Annotated in this window: 13 protein-coding genes; 7 read left to right on the top strand and 6 right to left on the bottom strand. The window is 56.1% G+C overall.

Annotated elements, in window-relative coordinates; all coding sequences use genetic code 11:
- Nucleotides 1-25: 25 nt before the first annotated feature.
- Nucleotides 26-1,303: a hypothetical protein gene (locus tag OSO_RS0119945; RefSeq protein ID WP_157605355.1), complete on the bottom strand. Its 1,278-nt coding sequence runs from the start codon at nucleotides 1,301-1,303 to the stop codon at nucleotides 26-28.
- Between the two features lie 215 nt (nucleotides 1,304-1,518).
- Between OSO_RS0119945 and OSO_RS0119950 the strand changes: the two genes are divergently transcribed.
- From OSO_RS0119950 to tadA, 7 genes are all read left to right on the top strand, one after another.
- Nucleotides 1,519-2,730, top strand: a complete 1,212-nt coding sequence (locus tag OSO_RS0119950) for a TolB family protein (protein ID WP_010584934.1) — start codon at nucleotides 1,519-1,521, stop codon at nucleotides 2,728-2,730.
- A 96-nt stretch (nucleotides 2,731-2,826) separates the two neighbouring features.
- A complete protein-coding gene (locus OSO_RS0119955) occupies nucleotides 2,827-4,203 on the top strand; it encodes an ATP-binding protein (protein ID WP_010584935.1) in 1,377 nt (458 codons plus the stop codon).
- Nucleotides 4,200-5,585, top strand: a complete 1,386-nt coding sequence (locus tag OSO_RS0119960) for a sigma-54-dependent transcriptional regulator (RefSeq protein ID WP_010584936.1) — start codon at nucleotides 4,200-4,202, stop codon at nucleotides 5,583-5,585. The genes OSO_RS0119955 and OSO_RS0119960 overlap by 4 nt, the downstream gene beginning before the upstream one ends.
- Before the next feature lie 19 nt (nucleotides 5,586-5,604).
- Nucleotides 5,605-7,446, top strand: a complete 1,842-nt coding sequence (locus OSO_RS0119965) for a sulfatase-like hydrolase/transferase (RefSeq protein ID WP_010584937.1) — start codon at nucleotides 5,605-5,607, stop codon at nucleotides 7,444-7,446.
- The gene (locus OSO_RS0119970) at nucleotides 7,443-8,708 is read left to right on the top strand and encodes a prenyltransferase/squalene oxidase repeat-containing protein (protein ID WP_010584938.1); all 1,266 of its coding nucleotides are present in this window, start codon (nucleotides 7,443-7,445) and stop codon (nucleotides 8,706-8,708) included. Before OSO_RS0119965 ends, OSO_RS0119970 begins: the two co-directional genes overlap by 4 nt.
- 25 nt (nucleotides 8,709-8,733) lie before the next feature.
- On the top strand, nucleotides 8,734-9,219 hold the full coding sequence (locus OSO_RS0119975; protein ID WP_010584939.1) for an Hsp20/alpha crystallin family protein: 486 nt from the start codon (nucleotides 8,734-8,736) through the stop codon (nucleotides 9,217-9,219).
- 416 nt (nucleotides 9,220-9,635) lie between these two features.
- Nucleotides 9,636-10,124, top strand: coding sequence for a tRNA adenosine(34) deaminase TadA (gene tadA, locus OSO_RS0119985; RefSeq protein WP_010584940.1), 489 nt, complete (start codon nucleotides 9,636-9,638; stop codon nucleotides 10,122-10,124).
- Nucleotides 10,125-10,150: 26 nt separating this feature from the next.
- Here the strand turns inward: tadA and pdxA are convergent, their stop codons facing one another.
- The 5 genes from pdxA to OSO_RS50870 all read right to left on the bottom strand — a co-directional run bounded on the left by pdxA (nucleotide 10,151) and on the right by OSO_RS50870 (nucleotide 18,875).
- Nucleotides 10,151-11,191 (bottom strand): 4-hydroxythreonine-4-phosphate dehydrogenase PdxA, encoded by a 1,041-nt coding sequence (pdxA, locus tag OSO_RS0119990; RefSeq protein WP_010584941.1) that lies wholly within the window; start codon nucleotides 11,189-11,191, stop codon nucleotides 10,151-10,153.
- A 204-nt stretch (nucleotides 11,192-11,395) separates the two neighbouring features.
- Nucleotides 11,396-11,818, bottom strand: coding sequence for a nuclear transport factor 2 family protein (locus OSO_RS0120000; protein ID WP_010584942.1), 423 nt, complete (start codon nucleotides 11,816-11,818; stop codon nucleotides 11,396-11,398).
- Nucleotides 11,819-12,107: 289 nt separating this feature from the next.
- Nucleotides 12,108-13,358, bottom strand: coding sequence for a hypothetical protein (locus OSO_RS0120005; protein WP_237729318.1), 1,251 nt, complete (start codon nucleotides 13,356-13,358; stop codon nucleotides 12,108-12,110).
- 132 nt (nucleotides 13,359-13,490) lie between these two features.
- Nucleotides 13,491-16,442, bottom strand: a complete 2,952-nt coding sequence (locus tag OSO_RS44335) for a PQQ-dependent sugar dehydrogenase (RefSeq protein WP_010584944.1) — start codon at nucleotides 16,440-16,442, stop codon at nucleotides 13,491-13,493.
- Nucleotides 16,443-16,658: 216 nt separating this feature from the next.
- The gene (locus tag OSO_RS50870; protein WP_010584945.1) at nucleotides 16,659-18,875 is read right to left on the bottom strand and encodes a PKD domain-containing protein; all 2,217 of its coding nucleotides are present in this window, start codon (nucleotides 18,873-18,875) and stop codon (nucleotides 16,659-16,661) included.
- Nucleotides 18,876-19,066: the final 191 nt, after the last annotated feature.

Below are 19,066 nucleotides of genomic sequence, written 5' to 3' on the forward strand. Positions count from 1 at the left end.
TGGCCATCAAAATCGTTCACGGCCATCAATTATTGGGAAGGATCAGATGTGACTTGGGATGATTCGCAAAGGGCCAGTCACCTGGTTGATAGGCGACATTCAGTTCCGGAGTCTCGAATCGTTGATGCGACTCAGCAAGGCTATGCATGGCACGATCCAGCACGCCAGTGGTCAGCAGAGTTCGCTCGACTGGAGAGACGGCCCGGCCCGTTCGGATTGTCTGTTCGAAGGCATCGACCAAGTATGCAAAATGGCCGTAAGGCGGACCGGGCTGCAACGCGAACAGCGTGGCGAGGGGTTCCGGACGTCCTTTCAGCTTGACCGCCGCCGCGAACTGCGAAGCGAGCCCTTCGGCAATGAGGGTCGCGGACTTCAATCCGTCGCGGTGTTCGACAAGATATGCCGCGGAGTTCGGATTGTTCCTCCACGTGTCATTGTCTTTCGGAGCGCCCGGAAGAACCTTCAATGCCGCTTCGAACAGTTCCCGCGACCAACGCCCATCGTGCTCTGCCTGTTGAATGCCGTCACCTTGAACGGCCTGCACCGACGAAACACCGGTTTCTCCGCCGCGGCGGCGTTCGATTAAGCTTTGCAGCGCTTCGAGCGCGTGGTACCCGTACGCCTCGAGGCCACCGTAACCAACCCCAACCGCAGCCTCGATCTCACATCCAAGAGGTAAATCCAGTACCGGTTGTCTCCATGCCAAAGGAACGGACGACCCCGCCAGAAATGGGAAATTCATCGCACGCGCGGTCTCGTACATCGCGAGAGCTTCATCCCATCGATACGACAGGTGCTTGTCGTTAAAGACGGGCACAGCTTTTCCGCAGCGGCGGAAGGTTGCCACAATTTCGTCGAAGAAACGCTTTCGAGGATACATGTGTTGTTTGGTGTCTGGTGTGTAGGGATAGATCCCATGCTCACCGACACTCAAGACTCCCGCGACCTGAACTTCATTGGTCCCCAAGGTCACCGCATCGTCGATCGACGATGCCAATCGAAAACCATATTTCTGAGCAAGCGGGCGGCACAGATCTTTCGCTGCGAACTGATCCGTAAAGACAGAAACGAGCTTTAGACCAGGGCCAGGCCCACCATCTTGGCGGTATCCCTCGAGAATCTTGCCCAGAATCACATCGGCGTGACTTGCGGTTCTGTATTCCGTGATCACACCCGCGACGGGCAACGGTTCGGCTTCCTTCGCCATCGCACGGATCGGCCAAAGTAGCGCGCCCGGCACCATCGCACCAAGCCCCGCAGCGGCCGCCGACTTCAATACCTTGCGCCGATTCAGATGCAACATGTCGGTTGTTCCCATACTGCGACCACGCACATTTCAAAAAACATTCGGATGCCGCGTCACAAGGTGTCTACCGCAAAGCGCCGGCACTTCCGTAGAATCTTGAGCATAAGGCGATCAATCCTCATGTCAATTTCCAGCCATTGTTTCGCGAGCAATCCATTCAAGGTTCATCACGAGGCAAGGGAATCAAGCACTTCTCCAGTTGAGGTCAGTCGATGCAATGGAATCTTCGGCGATGGCTGCCAATTGTGACTTTGGCGATCTGCAGTACTGCCATTGCGACATCCTCAGCAGCCGAGCCTGATACAGCAAGAACGCCGAAGTACCTGATCGGCTACATGGGTGTCGGAGGCAATGGGACCGAGGTCGCACATGTCCTGGGCTTCATTTGTCCTGATGGATCGGGCGAGAGATACCCGGACTTCGGGCACCCCGAACAAAAGAGTTGGGTATTTGGTCCCCTGTTCGCGGACGGACGCAGAATCGTGCTGTGCAGTTACGAAGATGTCGATCGCACGAAAGTTCGCTCGGGAAAAGTGGTCACACATGACTGGATCTACGACCTGATCACAGGCCAATTGATTCCGGCGCTCGAGAAACATCGCCCGGCCGACCAAATGCGTCCCTATCATTTGCTACCTGGAGACCAGCGCGTCATTGAGACCGCCTATATTGGCAACGAAGAACGAATCTTTATCAAGGATCTGGATGGCGGGAATTCCGAAGAGCTCACAACCGAGGGTGGCGGATTTCACTATGCGCTGTCGCTTAGTCATGATGCACGCCGGCTGGCATGCCATGTCACCGGAGGACTGCCAAGCTTCTACAATCCAGGATTCTACTCGATCAACGTCTTCGATCTGCAGTCGAAGAAACGAGTCCTCGTCGCGGGCCAGACGGAGCATCTCTACTTTGGGCCACAGTGGTCACCTGATGATCGCCAGTTGGCTTACCTGGATTGCCAGGCCGTGAAAGATCCAGCACACTTTCGTGCGGACCTGTGTGTCGGACAGGCTGACGGTTCCGGCAACCGCGTCATCACCCAGGGACAGCCACACTGGTTTGGAACACCGTTTGGATCGAACATGACGGAATGGGCCCCCGATGGCAAAACGGTGACGTTCACGCGGCTTCGATCCCATTCGACGCGCGACATGGCACAAGGGGGCGCTCAAATCTGCCTGCTGAATCCATCGACCGGAGACATCAAGGAATTAACCCCTGCGGAAGAGGGAACTTGGGACTATCGTGCCACGTGGCATCCTGATGGGCATCAGATCGCCTTCGCGCGAGTCCGCCAAAAGGGGCCTCGCACTCTCTGGATTATGGATGCGGATGGCTCCAATCCCAAACCTCTAACTGAGGGCTATCATCATAAAGGCGCCGACCATTTCCGCTGGCTGCGTGTCGACGACGCCGTTCGTTGATGCACAAGACCTCTGTCGATCGTATTCGTATCGGCGGCCTCGTCGGAGCGCCGTCCATAAACCTAATAGTCTGACTCAGACACCGAGATTCGCCTGGTGAAACTGCCGATTCGCGACCAGATTCTTTGGCCACTGCTGGGACTGCTGCTCGTTGCAGTGGCGGCAAACGCCTTGTTTTCGGCCTGGTGGATTTCCGCACGGAACCGTCAGGCTCTCGAAGCACGACAACGTCAGATTTTCGGCGTTCTGGACGACGCGAGTTTTCCACTCTCGACGAACGTGATGGCCAAACTGCGGCAACTCACCGGCGATGAGTTCCTGATCTGGGACACGGTTCAACGGCAAGTCATGGTGGGAACGCTGCAGTTGCCGGAAGCCACTGACCGCAACCTGATCGAGAGTTTGGATTCCGTTCCCGAAGGAGAACCTCAACGACGCACGATTTTGGACAAAACATACCTCGTCCGTGCAAGTCGCCTTCGAGGAGCCTCATTGACACGTCTGCTGATTCTCACACCGGACGATCGTGTGCGCGACGCCGCTCGCGAAGCCGCCTGGGTTCCACTGGCAATCGGGTTCGCGACAATCGTTCTTTCGATCCCAATGACGATCCTGCTTGCATCGAGTTGGGCCCGACGAATTCATTCGATCGAGCAACATGTCGTTTCGATCGCAGATGGAGAATTTGGGCTCCAGATGAAAGCGGGACCAATCGACGACGAGGTGTCTCGATTGGTCGCCAGCATCAATTCGATGAGCCGCCAGTTGAGCGCCATGCGAGAGCAACTCATTCAGGGCGAACGAACACGTCTCGTTGCACAATTGGCAGCAGGGTTCGCACACCAGCTTCGAAATGGATTGGCAGGGGCAAAACTAGCCATCCAACTACATGAAAGCCGCTGCTCACTGGCCGATGAAACGAGTCTGAAAGTGGCTCGAAATCAATTGGCGCTCGTCGAGGAAGAAGTCCGTGGCCTGCTCTCGTTGGGAAAAAGCGATATCCGCCCCCCGTCGCCCGTTGATTTAATCGACCTGCTGGATGTCGTCCACAGCCTGGTATCGCTGACCTGCGATCACCAGGGCGTGACCTTGGCCATGGACTCGGAAGATCAAGCGCCTCCAGTCATGGGACATTCGGAAGGATTGCGAGCCGCCATCCTGAACCTGACCTTGAATGCGATCGACGCCGCGGGGCCAGGTGGGCATGTCTGGTTGACATTGAAGACCATTGGTGGGCAAAACATGCTATGGATCGAAGATGATGGAGCAGGGCCGCCACCCGAAATCGCCGCGTCACTCTTCGATTCGTTCGTGACCTCGAAACCTGAAGGAATCGGACTGGGACTCACTGTCGCCACCACCGTGATTCAGGCCCACCACGGGAATCTCAACTGGAAACGCGTGGGCGCACGTACGCGATTTGAATTGATACTGCCGATTGCGGCCCCCGTTGGAGAAAGCGCACTGACATGAGCCGGATCTTAATTATCGACGATGAACCAGCCATTTGCTGGAGCTTGAAAGAGCGACTTGCTGACCAGGGGCATGACGTACGAATTGCAGCGTCTGTCGAACGTGCCGAGCAGGTTCTGAACGACTTCTCACCCGAAGTGATCACGTTGGATGTCCGATTACCGGGCCAGGATGGCCTTTCGGCGATCCCAGAGTTTCGCGAGCGCCTGCCGGAGACCCCGATTGTCATCATGACGGCATTCGGCGATCTACAGACCGTGGTCGATGCCATGAGCCGAGGTGCGTTCGAGTACCTTGTCAAACCATTTGAACTGCCCGAGTTTCTGTCGGTTGTCTCTCGTGCGCTCCAGTCACGGGCACTCGGAGCCAAGCCAGCCGTCAGCATTGTCACTGGTGATCAGATGGTCGGCCGCGGTCCCGCAATGCAGGCCGTCTTCAAACAGATCGCGCTCGTCGCTCCGACAGAATTTCCGGTGCTGATTACTGGTGAAACCGGAACCGGAAAAGAACTTGTCGCGGAAGCCATCCACCGCCACAGCCAACGTCGCACAGGCCCTTTCTTACGTGTGAGCCTCGCCAGCCTCAGCCCCAGCGTGATCGAGAGCGAGCTGTTTGGCCACGTGAAGGGGGCCTTCACAGGTGCCGTTGAAAACCGACCGGGCCTGTTCGATCTGGCCGAGAATGGGACAATCTTTCTCGACGAGATCGGCGAGACACCCTTGCCGATTCAGGTCAAGCTGCTGCGCGTCCTCGAATCACGCTGCTTCACCCGTGTCGGATCGGGAGAGGAGCGCACCACGAACGCTCGGCTTGTCGCGGCAACCAACCGAGACCTGACGTCCATGATCGCAGACGACTTGTTCCGAGACGACTTGTATCACCGACTGAAAGTTTTTGCATTTGAGCTTCCCCCGCTGCGCGCTCGACGAGAAGACCTGAAGCCACTCGTTGAATACTTCCTCTCGAGACATGGGTCCTCGGCGATCGCCTCGCTGACCGACGAGTTCTGGCAGGCGATCGAACAGCGCCCCTGGAACGGCAATGTCCGTGAGCTTCGCAACGCAATTGATCATGCCGTCGTCTTGTCGCGCGGTGGCCCTCTGATGACGGAACATCTGCCGCCCGCCATCGGCCCTGTCTCGACCATGGTCAATCCGGGCAAACAATTGGGCGTGGCGGTTGCGGACTGGGTGCAGCAGCAGTTGTCCGAATCCAGCGAGCAATCCACGACCGATCTATACCGGCGGTTTTTGAATGTTGCCGAATCGGCGCTGTTTAGTGAAATCCTGACCCGAACGCAGCAGAACCGCAGTGCTGCGGCGAAATTACTGGGACTCGACCGCGCCACGTTGAGAACCAAACTGGGTGCCAATGCCTCGTAACCGACAAGGACTAGACCAGATGAAACGCCTCGGATCTCTGTCGATGTCAATCGGATTCTGGTTGGCCATGACCGTCACGAGTTTGGCCGCCCCCCCGCCAAATCTCGTGATCTTCCTCGCGGATGACGCCGGATGGGGAGACTACAGCCACTCAGGCAATCAACAGGTTTCCACACCGAACATCGATTCGATCGCCAAAGGCGGAGTTTCGCTTGATCGCTTTTTCGTCTGCCCGGTGTGTGCCCCGACACGAGCCGAATTCCTGACGGGACGCTATCATCCGCGCGGCGGCGTACGCGGCGTCTCCACCGGTCTTGAACGCCTGGATCTCGACGAAAAAACGCTCGCTGACGCCTTTCAAGCAGCCGGATACGCGACCGGAGCGTTTGGAAAGTGGCACAACGGCAGCCAGTGGCCCTACCACCCAACGGCACGCGGATTCGATGAATATTTCGGCTACACCGCAGGTCACTGGGGCGAATACTTCGATGCCCCGCTCGAAGACCATGGGGAGATGGTCCGCACAAAAGGATATATCGTCGATGTCTGCACCGACCGTGCCCTTCAGTTCATTGATGCCCATCAGCAGAAGCCGTTCCTCTGCTATGTGCCGTTTACAACACCACACTCACCCTGGGCAGCTCCAGAAAGCGATTGGATGCGATTTCGGGATCGGCCATTGAGTCAATTGGCATCCGAGCCCGATCAAGAAGTTCCAGAGCACACGCGTTGTGCATTGGCCATGATCGAGAACCAGGATCGGAACGTCGGGCGCGTTCTGACGCGGCTGCACGAACTGAAACTGGATGACAATACGATCGTGATCTACTTCTCCGACAACGGCCCCAATACCATGCGTTGGAATGGCGGTATGAAGGGAAAGAAGGGAGGTACTGACGAAGGAGGTGTCCGCAGCGTCTGCTACCTGAAATGGCCCGCACGATTACCAGCCGGACTCACGATCTCACAGATTTCCGGTGCCATTGATCTCTTGCCGACGCTGACGGCGCTCGCAGGCGTGACGCGTGTCGGTGATAAGCCGCTCGACGGCCGAGACCTCAGTCCGCTGCTGCTGAACCAATCCGTCGATTGGCCCGATCGCCCGATTTTTTCGACATGGGCAGGAAAAGTCAGCGTACGGACACAGCATTTTCGTCTCGACGATCAAGGTCAGCTGTTCGACATGCTGGCTGATCCCGGTCAACGCACACCGATCCAAGATCACGAGACGACGGCCAAGTTGACAACGGCGGTCGAAGAATGGAAGCGGACGGTGCTCAACAAAACAAAGCCGCTTGAGAACTCGACAGGCGGTGCAATCGCCAACTCCACCGCCGGCCGAAAGGGGATCAGCAACAACTCGGTTGATCCACGGCCGATTCCAGTGGGCTATCACAAGTTTCCGCTCACGATGCTTCCCGCGCGGGACGGTGAACCGCGCGGACAAGTGAAACGCAGCAGTTCGGCCCCCAATTGCTCGTACTTCATCAATTGGACCTCCACGTCGGACAGCCTGGTCTGGATGCTGAACGTGAACACCACCGGCAAATATGAGGTGACGATCGACTATACCTGTCCCGAATCCGATGTGGGTTCCCAAATCGAACTGAACTGCGGCACGAATCGACTTTCTGGTCAGGTCAGCCCAGGTTGGGACCCGCCACTCTATACGAATCAGGACACATTGCCGCGGCCTACAGGCGAATCACAAATGAAGGACTTTCGATCCCTGCGCGTTGGGATTCTGCACCTTGACCAGGGACAGGCACCGCTGATCCTGCGCGCCACCGAGATTCCCGGGAAAACGGTGATGGACGTACGTCGCGTCAACCTGCGGCTTCTGCCCGCGAATGGATCATGACGTGCAAAATCTTCGTTCGACGCAAGTTCGATCCCACGAAGTTCTTCCCTTTCATGGAAGTCTCGCGTAGAGTTCCTGAAGTGGCGTTGTTTCCGCAATTGGCACAGACCATGCGGAATGACAAGGCGGTCGCTGGTCGAATTGTCATCGATTGCAGCAGCGACCGCAAACACGAGATGAATCGATACGGTCAAATCAGAATTGAGTCGCGGAGAAAGTCTGAGGGTTTCGTCATGCGACATGCGATGATACTGGTGCTCGCGTTGTGTTCGGTTCTGATTGCGATCGACACGGCGCATGCGGACCGGAAGGACCCCAAATTAAAATTGGCGGCGCGCAAAGGACTCGACTGGCTGGTGGGCGAGCAGCACCGCAGTGGGTACTGGGAAGCCAACCAAAGCCAGTACCGCGTCGCGATGACGGCTCTCGCCGGAAATGCGATGCTGTGCGAAGGATCGACGACCACTCGGGGACGTTATTCAAAATCGATTGCTGCCGCGGTCGACTACCTGATCGACGCCTCACAGCCTAACGGTTTGATTGGATACAAGCACGACTTCCACTACACCTACGGTCATGGATTCTCGATGCTGTTTCTCTCGCAGGTATTCGGTGAGGAAGAGAACAGTCAACGGCGCGAGAAATTGCGAGAAGTTTTGACGAAGGCCGTTCAGTTTTGCGGGGAAGCTCAAACACCCGATGGGGGCTGGGGCTATGTTTCTGCTAAGGATGGCAACAACTTCGACGAGGGATCAACCTGCGTAACTCAGGTTCAAGGTCTGCGTGCGTGCCGCAATGCGGGCATCCCCGTACCCAAGGAAGTCGTCGACAAGGCGATCGAGTACATTCGCAAATGCCTATCCGCGGATGGCGGTGTTCAATACAGTTTGCGGAATGCCAGCGGTTCGCGTCCACCCATTACCGCCGCGGCAATCGCCTGCCTGTTTAGTTCGGGCGAGTATGAGAATGATCTCGCGAAGAAGTTACTGAAATATTGCGAGAAGAACATTGAGGGCAATTCGAGTCAGTCTCAAATGGGTGGGCACTGGCACTACACTCATTTCTACTACTCTCAGGTTCAGTATCGACTGGGCGACGACAAATGGAACAAGTACTTTAACACAATCAGCAAACAGATCCTGGCACAGCAGAACGCGAATGGATCATGGAAGGAAGGTCACGTTGGCGCCGTTTATGTGACGGCCATCAACTCGACCATCCTGCTGATCGATAACGGTTATCTGCCGATTTACCAGCGATAGACGAATCAAATCGGAGACAACAACAATGTCTGAATCACATCCAGATGCGAATATTCCTCCCGTTGAACGTGTCAAACAAGAAGTCGACCGCTGGCTTGAAGCCGTGCGGACGACAGGTGAGCGTGCGATGGAAACATTGGGGCTGTCGGGCGTGAATCGCCCAACCGTCCCCGCCGTCGATATTATCGAGTTCGTCGACAGGGTCGTCGTATTGATCGACTTGCCCGGGGTCTCGGCAGAAATGGTCGAGCTGAACATCGCAGGAAACATGCTGATCGTCGCGGCCAATCGTACGCGTCAGGATTTTGCATCTGACGCGCGCGTGCACTTGCGAGAACGTTTTGTCGGCACCTTTCAACGCTCCATTCCGATTCCCGCGACGATCAACGAAGAGGCCATTAGCGCCGAAACGCGAAATGGTTTGCTGACCGTGACGCTGAAGAAAACGATGCCGACCCCAGGACGATCGATTCCCGTCTCAACAGGAAATGGGGCTTCTGGCGCGATGTAATCGCGTTTGCGCTGTCCTGAACGAAAATCGCAATGCATCGGTGGATACAGATGTCTCAGATGGAACGCGCGACAAGCCGGAATGGCAACATTCAGGATCTCGAAAACGGATTGTCGGGCTGACTTGACTTCGCGGCGCGGAAGTCGATACTGAGCATTCCAGCGGTGAGACGCTACCTCTTCTGCGGCGGGATGACCATGAACCGGGTCAGGCCGTAACTGGAGCAGCCATAAGTGTGATTCTTGGGTGCGGAAGGGGTGGCGTTCCACCGCTGCTATCTTTGGTAGCCCGGCAACACAATCGGAATAACTGGCCGATTCGGGCACTCCACATTCGTTCTGGGTCACATTCTCCTGCGTGCGGACACGGTCCCCACAACCGAATGAACTGACCTCTCAGATTCAAAGTGTTCCGACATGTTCGAGCATCCCTCTGATCCACTTCAACCGCATGCCCGCTGGATGCACGAAGCGATGGAGATGGCTCGTCAGGCATTCGACGAGGGCGAAGTACCGATCGGAGCGGTGATCGTTCATCAGGACCGGATCATCGCCGCCGCCGGGAATCAGCGTGAGCAACTGAAAGATCCGACGGCTCATGCCGAAATGATCGCCATCACACAGGCCGCCGAAGCGATGGGATCGTGGCGACTGCTCGATTGCGCGCTTTACTGCACGCTGGAACCATGTCCGATGTGTGCCGGCGCTATCGTTCAGGCGCGGATTCCCACGGTCGTGTACGGCACGACCGATCCGAAGGCCGGTGCCTGTCATACGTTGTTCCAGATTACGAACGACCCACGATTGAATCACCGGGCCACGGTGCTGGGCGGCGTGATGCAAGACGACTGCCGTGAGATCCTGCAGGAATTCTTCGCCCAGCAGCGCGCTTTGGGAAAGAAGTAATTTCACGCCTGGGTCTCATAGGTCGATTAGCCAAGGGAAGTGCGGGAATCCGCGAGCAATCCCGCAGTCCGCACCGCCTCGAGAAATCCCGCCGCCTGCGCTCGCCCCTTCCAGGCAATATCAAACGCGGTGCCATGGCTGGGACTTGTTCGAACGATCGGCAAGCCCAAGGTCACGTTGACGGCCGTCTCGAATCCAATCAGCTTGAGGGCGATGTGACCTTGATCATGGTACATCGCCGCCACTCCATCAAATTCACCTCGAACCGCACGTCGAAGCAACGCATCGGCCGGAATCGGTCCCGTTGCGTCGATTCCGAGCTGTCGGGCGGCCTCGACTGCGGGTTGAATCAACGTCAACTCTTCGTCCCCGAACAGCCCGCTTTCACCAGCATGCGGGTTGAGGGCACAGACACCAACGCGCGGTGAAGGACAACCAATCCGTTTCAGAAAATTCGCAATCAACTGAATCGTTTCACGAATATGGACGGTGCTGAGTAATCCCGGCACGCTGCGGATGGATGTGTGCAAGGTCACATGCGCCACCCCCAGGCCGTACGGACTCCGCACGGAATCGCCTGGCGGCAGATACAACATCATCGCAAATTCGCGAACACCACATTCCAAGGCCAGAATCTCGGTATGACCGGGAAACTCGAGCCCCGCCGCATGCAGTGCGGCCTTGTTAAGTGGTGCGGTCGTAATGGCGTCAATTTCGTTCCTGAGCGCCGCACGCGTCGCTGCGACGAGATAATCATAGGCAGCTCGTCCTGCCCGGGCGTCCAGTTGCCCTACAGGTACATTCGCCGCATCGTCGTTCGAGGGATTCCAGCAGGGGACCTGAGACGACTCCCAATTGACTCGGCTCAGACCGTCGACTTCCACCAGATCGAGTTCGCTTCCGATCAAGGCGCAGGCCCGACGCATCACCGCCGGGTGACCGACGACCAGTGGGGCACATTCCGCGCGAAGCCGCTTGTCCATCAACGCCTTGGCAACGACTTCCGGTCCAATCCCGGCCACGTCTCCGATTGTCAGTGCGATCCGTGGCTTCCTCGGCGGCATCATTTTCCCTCGACAGCACTCTGGCTTCGTTCCATGAAATCTTCGTTTAACCGCGACTCGACGAGGAACGCGTTCTTCAAACCCGTCGCCATCATAGCCCCCTCGAACGCTGTCGCCTGCCGCTCCAGGTTAAACGAAACGGCCATTATGATGCATGCACTGTTTCACGATTTTTCTTAACGAACTGTCTCGCGAATTTCTATTCGATCAGTCCAGTTGTCCCGCGACATATGCTGCGGCGGTATCGTAGAAGTCGAAGAATTCCACAATACAACCATCCCGAAAACGGTAGACATCCGCCTTGGCCGATTCCGCCGTCTTTCCGGTCAGGCGGCTACGAAACGCACAGCGTCCCAGCATCACAACGCGGTCACCCTGAGCGACAAATTCTTCCGCGGTGAAATGAACCATCTCCCAACTCGCCTTCAATCCCGCAAAGTAATCCTCCGCCTGGCTCTTGCCGTGAACGGCCTTTGTGAACTCCATCGACGGATGGCTACTGGCCAGAGACGTCATCTTGACATCATCCGCCATCAGATCGAGCCAGTGTTGTGACGATTCACCGCGCGAGTCATTCCACATTTTGTAGGCAACTCGCAGTTTCCGAACGTTCTCTTCTGCATCGCTCATTGCCGCCCCTTCGCATCAGACCGGACCACGAAACACCAATCACAGACACGTCGTCTGATTCATGATTGCGAAAGCATATTCACACAGGCAAAAAAACTAAACATAAATTCAGTAACAATTGAAGTGCCTCGACCGATGCCATTCCGTCGGCACAGGGGCCGCACCAACGTATCTTCGTCAGGCCTTGGCCTTGCCACAGCATGAAGGCGTGCAGCGAACGCCAAGTCAGATCGGACCAGTCTCTTGGTTCGGATGAGGGAATGATCGCCCCAATGCCCCCTCGACACCGCTACAGTGGCATCGTGGGATCGGACTCAAGATCAGGGTAGGGCGCATGAGGATAGTCAACGGGCCGATAGCCGATAGCAAGCTCCGGAGTGAGCAGCTTTTCTTGGTTCTGAACGCGTGACGTGAGGGCCCGATCCAGAATTCCAGCAGTCAGCAGCGAGCGTTCGACCGGATAGCTGACTTTTCCCGTGTGCACCATTCGCTCAATTCCTTTCAGCAGATAGGCAAAGTGCGGATAGTGCGGCTCTTTTCGCTCTTCGAATCGAGTCGCCAGGATTTGAGGCTGTCCTTTCAGTTTGATGCCAACGGCGGTCGCCCCGGCAACTCCTGGCAGCATAAAGATACTGCCAATCAGACCATCGAGATATTCAAACAAGAACAGTGACGGCTTCTCGCACTGGCGGACTTTTCCGGGATCGCTGGTCGTCAGTTTCAGCGCTGCCTCGAACGCATCCTTGGAAACGATGCCATCATCCAGGGCCTTCCAAACCGCATCACCCTCGCGATACTGGACCCATTTCACTCCTGATTCTGCCCCGCGACGGCGTTCAACCAGACATTGATAGGCTTCGAGCGCATGGAATCCGTAAATATCGAGCCCCGAGTACCCGATCCCGACCGCGGACTCAATCTCGCCACCAACAGGGATGGAGATTTCCGGATCTCGAAATGTGACGGCAAGCGACGAGCCTGCCATGAATGGGATCTTCATCTCCCGGGCGCGCTCATACATCCATTTGGCATCCGCCCAGACGGGCCCCGGATGTTTGTCGTTGAACACAGGTACGACACGTCCGTACTTCTGAAACGTATCGGCGATTCCATCGAAGAATCGACGTCGGGGATACAGATGCTGTTCCTTCTCGTTCCACGGATAGTCTCCGTGCTCTCCGATGCTGATGACCCCATCCACAGGAATCGACTTTCCGCCGACCGTGATCGCGCTTTCAATGGAATCAAAAATCGGCACATTGTGCTTCTTCGACATCGGACGGGCCAGGTCACGTGGCGAGAACTGGTCGACATACATTGAGGCCAATCGCAGGGCCGGCCCCTTTCCGCCGTCTTGCTTCCATCCTTCCATAATCTTGCCAAGCAGCACGTCCGCATGAAGTCCCGTCTCATAGGCCGTAATCACGGCCGCGACCAATTTCGGCTTCGGCGGTTCGGCGGCGATCGCACTGGTCTTCGGCAGTCCACTCCAGACAGCCGCGGCCACAGCACTATTCAACCACGCTCGACGGGATAGCACGCAATTCTCGTTCAATGGACTCTCCACCTTCATCAAGGCACATTACGAAATCAGACCGACCCTCATGGTCGGGACGGCCACCAAATTCTGATACCGCGAACTCAACACCCTTCGCTCGTCGTGCACAACCTGTTATTTCAAGTGCGAAAGATACTCGACCAAGTCCGCCAGTTGTTGTGCAGTCATGTCGCGAAACAGCGAATCGGGCATCAATGACTGTCCCTGCGGCACCAACTGCTCGATCGTTTTCACCGGGATTTTTACAACCTTGTCCTGTGCATCTTTCAGCACGACTTCCTGATCGTCCTGATGAACCAACAACCCCGTCAGCAGTCGACCATCATCCAGTTCTGCCAGATACGTGACAAACTTCGGATCAATTCGCTTCGAAGGCTCGAGAATGCTTTCCAGGATTTCTGGCCGCGACAACTTCTTTCCAATCGTCGTCAGATCGGGGCCAACCTGTTTTCCCTCAGTCTGCACACGGTGGCAGTTCTTGCACGAGACGCCCGTGGCTTCAAAAAAGAAACGCTTTCCATTGTCGGCGTCACCTGTCAGAGCAAGAATCTGCTTCGGGTTCGCAGCGGTCCCAATGCGTTTGATTCGTTGTTCCGGCGGCAGGAACCGCTCGAAAAGATCTCGGACCGTCGATTCGGGATGCTTGGCCCCGGCGTCAACGACGATGGCCACCAGCGAAGATGGCAACTGACGTTGGTCGATCGCGCGAAGCAGCATCAGCGCACCACTGGTCGAAGACAGTAATTGATTCGCCACTGATATCGGATCATGTGACGCACTAACCTGACACAATCGTTGCAACTGCGACGACTCTTCACGTCGAAGGTTAACCGCGATGTCGTCCCCGATCGCCGGTTTTGCCAGATCGCGTGGCAACTGATGAATCCAATCATGAATCAACGCGATTCCCTCGTGATCCAGCTCGGACGAACCGAGATGCGGCATGCGACCGTTGCCTTGTTTTGACATCCGATAATAGAGCACAGATCGAAACGGATCGCCGGGCGCGATCACTTGTGCGGCATGAATACCGAAAGTGCCCTGGGTCGGCCGGACACCAATCATGTTCGTCTTTTCGAGCGGCAGGTCGTGATGCATGTGGGATAAGACGGCTCCCCCGGCATGCAGGCGGTGACAATGCGCGCAGTTCACTTGGAGATAGGCCCGCGCCCGAGCCATCAAATCCGCCGAAACATCCCGAGGATTCACCAGTGCAGGGAACGCGGACGGCGTTTCTGGCTTTACGATGAAACCTGACTGAATCAACGACTCGAACTGTGATGGGCCGGTGCCACGATAATCCGTTGAATGCTCAAGTTGGACAGGGCTGAATCCCAGAACGGGGCCAGACCATTTGTTGTGGCATCGCTGGCATTCCGCGCGGCTGGCGAAGCGCCAGCTTTGCTGTCGCAGCTGTCCAGGACTTGATGGATCGTCGACTTTCAGCCTGCGTTCCGAGCCAACGGCATTCAACAACGTGGCATCGGTCTGCTCATCATTCCACTGATAAGTGTAGGGCATCCATTCCGCCCCATCAAAATGTAGGATCTGAGTTTCGATCCGCTGCAATGCCTTGGAACCATTTCCCGCAGTTGGCAGCGAAAGCGTTTTGACGAAGACCGAATCCTTGGGATATTTCCAGTGGGGTGCGGAGGGAGTGATCGTCCCTGAATCGGGAATCGCCAAGTGCCGTTCAGCGGTCGCATAATCCGACCATGGCTCGGCATTGACGGAGTAGGAGACGACTCCCGTCGCGGGCGTCAGCGGCTCCAATGAACTGAAAAGTCCGCTCTCACTCAACTTCCGGGGAAACGTGATCGGTTGGTCTTTAAGCGGATTCGGAATTAGCCGGTGGATCGTTCCTGCCGTATGATCCAAAATAAAGAACTCACCGCTGTGGTCTTCGCCGATCCCGACGACGCGATGTGTCGTATCGGCCAGCTCGCGATGGTCAACCACTTTTCCGTTTTCGTAGCGAAACCCCCAGAATCGTCCCGTGTCGTAGTCGCTGTAAATATGCGTTCCGTACAGTTCCTTCAATCGCGTACCATAGTACGTCAGCCCATCGGTGATCGAAGACGACTCGTCATGTGACAGATCGATGGTCGGAGGCAGAATCGGGGTGGGGCCGCGAGGCCATTCGGGATGAGTCGCCATTCGCCCTTCAAGCACGGCCCAGCCATAGTTGCCGCCGCGCTCGATTCGATCAAGCATTTCCCACAGTTCCCAGCCTACATCGCCAACCCACAGGTCACCCGTCTTGCGATCGAAACTCATACGCCAAGGATTGCGCAACCCGTAAGCCCAGATCTCTCCACGCGCACCTGGCGTCTCGACAAAAGGATTGTCAGCGGGAATCCGATAGTTGCGGCCCAGCTCAGGATGATCGACATCAATTCGCAAGATGGACGACAGCAGATCACTCAGATCTTGTCCCGTGCGAAGTTTGTCAGGCGGATTTGCCCCGCTACCATCCCCCGTCGAGATGTAAAGAAATCCCTCCGGCCCGAACTTCAAATGACAACCATTATGCCCTCCTGACAGCCATGTGATGATTGTCGTTTCGGTCTTTGGATCGATCGTGGGCGGGTTGGTCTCCGACACTTGAAACCGGGCGATATGTGTGCCATCCGGAAGTTCAGGTGCCTGGATATAGCAGACATAGAGGTAGCGGTTTCGCTCGAAATCAGGATGGAAGACGATCGAATAGGCATACTCCAAGCCTGGAACGTCTTTCTTCAAATCGACAACCAGATCCGCGTTGTCCACATCGTCACGATTCGGAAACGAGACGATCTTCCCGAATTGATCCATCACGAACAGACGGTCGCTTCCTGGCATCGCCGCAAGATCAAGGCAGAAGTCGATCTTGAGCCGCGGGAACGCCTGTTCCGTGACATACGGGTACTGCGGGTCGGGTGAACCCGTAATGCGAGACGTCGTCCATGGGGCTCGCTTGGGAAGTTCGCTCTTACGATCCTCGGTCCAACCACATTGGGCCAGACAGGCTATCTGCCAGAGGACCACAACGTGGGGAAAACATCGAAGCAGTCTGTCGCTCAGCATAAATCACTCGCCGTTGTGTCTTCAAAACACTGAGTCTATCGAACCGAGTGTCTTCAGGATGGACCAAACAAAATACCGAACACCAGCCGTTCGGAAAAACGAATGAATCGGGTCGAGCCAGTTAACGATCTCGATTGAACGGACGAGTGTGATCCGATCGATCCCAAGGCTCTCGAACCACATCGCTCCAACGCGGCAACAGATTCTGGCCAGCTCTTAAGGTAAAGTCACGTCCCACACCTTGGATCGACGGGCCTTCCCATCAGGTCCACCCACCTCGAGCGTGACGATAAACTCACCCGGCTGCTCGTATTGGTGCGTCGGATGTCGTTCTGTCGACGATTTTCCATCCCCGAATTTCCAGTTCCATGACGTGATTTTCCCATAGGACTCATCACGGAAGGCAACGGATCGGTCTTTGGTACTGATGACCTGAAACGACCAGTCACACTCGATCGCTTTTCGCAAACTGTTCTCCATCGGCATGAGTCGAAACGCGGCCAGATCCGATGCGTCCCCGTACATTGTCGTCTTATGCGATAGATTCCAAAATCCGGCATACCGTGTCGCTTGCTCATCATCGTAGTCGAGCACCGCCCACGACATTCCAATCACCTTATTTTCCACAAGCGTCGTCGGGACTGCGCGAGCGCGATCGGGAGGTGCGTAGTCGAATGGGGTGATGAAGAACTCAAGAACCAGTTTTCCACCTTCACGCGGCCGGAAGTCGTATTTGTACGCCGCATTCGCAAAGGGAAGATCTTTGATCCAAGGTTGAGATCCCCAGACCATTGCCCAATCTTTTCCTTCAGCGGGCGTGAAGATGTGGTAGTTCTGGGCATGGACGCCGTGAAACAAGAAATGCGTATCCAACGTGTCTCGCAGCTTCAGGTTCGGATGCATCTGACGGATCAGGGCGCCACCCGACAAGTCTCCGTCGACGACGACTTCGAAGATATCGTTGTGCAGGTCTTCGCGTGCAAAGTCCCAGTAGTTATCGTTCGCCTCGTACAAAAAGTAGAGATGGTTTTGCCCTTTGACCCATCCGACTTTCACGACGACATCCAGATTGGACTTGTCTCGCCGATCACCGACCCCAACAACTGTTTCCTGCAGTTGATCCATACCGATGGCATAGGAATTGGGAACGATCGACCAATCGTCGGAGTTGCCATCGATTCGCGGGATCTTGTCGGCAGGGAACTGGAAGATCTTGAACTCGACGTCGGAACGTTCGAGCGTCTTTCCTTCGGGCCCCCCAATCGCCGTTGGAGTCATCTCTCGTAAAACTTCAAATGGCGGTTCCCAAGACTCGGCGCCGTACTCGCGCGTGGTGAAGAAATTGAAGAGATAGATTCCATCTGCCCCGCCCGCAAACAGGTTCCGTGCGGCACGTCGATAACCATCTGCATTCAGATACTGTTCTTTCTTGCCCCCTTCGGTACATTCAATCCCACCGTAAACAGGAACATCCGTTATCACCTGCTTCCAAGCTTTGATCGGCAGATCGAATCGCTCGAACAAGAATTCGGACACGGTCACAAAATCAATCCAGCCACTCTTTGTCCAGCCGACGACGTCGCACCCCAGCCGACGACTCGATTCGGGTGTCGGTGGAGTCCTTCCATAGTTCGAGGGAACGCGAACGGCGAGCGTCAATCGGTGGCCCCGTTCCTTCCCGACGGTATCCAAGAGGGACCGGACGCGCTGCACGAGGGAGTTCATCTTGTCGACGTTCTCGTCGCGTGATTCACCCTTGAAGAAAATCGGGAACCGATTGAAGTCGAGTTCAATCCCGTCACAGTCGTACCTCCGAACGGCTTCATCGATCAAAGCCACCACGTAATCACGAACGGCATCATGTCCAAAATCCAGGGCCCCCTTGCTCAGCCGCCATTCGGGATGATCAACCCAGAACTTCGTACGCAGAAAATCGTTGCCGTGGTCATCATTCATCCGAAACGTCAGCAGCGCCTCGCGTCCAGCTCGTTTCGCTTCGTCCAGCATGATGGCATAAGGATCAAGTCCCTGGGAAAAGAATCGCTCGAGATTCGCGAACATCTGCTGCTGCGATGCCGGCCACTTCGCACGCTCTTCGGGTGTCGATTGCATGCCTCGTTGCGTTCCGACCTTCGTCGGATAGTACATGACTTGCGCATTGACGCAGACCAGGATCGTATCAACTTTGCTGCCGGATTCCGTCACTTCCGCAACGGCGCGTTTCAAGTCATCGACCGTGAGAGCCACGGGCCCCTCACGGCCGGCGCGCGTGAACAGGCACGAATCGCCATCGAAGTTGTAGAGAACACGTCGCGGCCGCGAGGACGCCTTTATCTCTTTCGATGTCGATTCAGTACCAATGACATTCGCCGCACCACTCGACAGCAGAACGAAGACTGTCTGGAGCAGAACAAAGGATCGAAGTTGCATCATTGCACTCTCTGTTTCCGAAGTCTGGACGCGAACGCAAGGAAACTGTCGGCGGCCATCCTAATTCACCGTGCGCGCTTTTTCTCTCATCGGACGGGTCGGAACGCGCGTCGAAGGGGAAAAGACAGATCGATAGCGCACGCAAGCGGACACGTTCTTCGGACTGCCGATGTTTGAAACGTGAATGACCGTTC

Origin of the sequence: Schlesneria paludicola DSM 18645, assembly GCF_000255655.1 — a bacterium.
Taxonomy (GTDB): Bacteria; Planctomycetota; Planctomycetia; order Planctomycetales; family Planctomycetaceae; genus Schlesneria; species Schlesneria paludicola.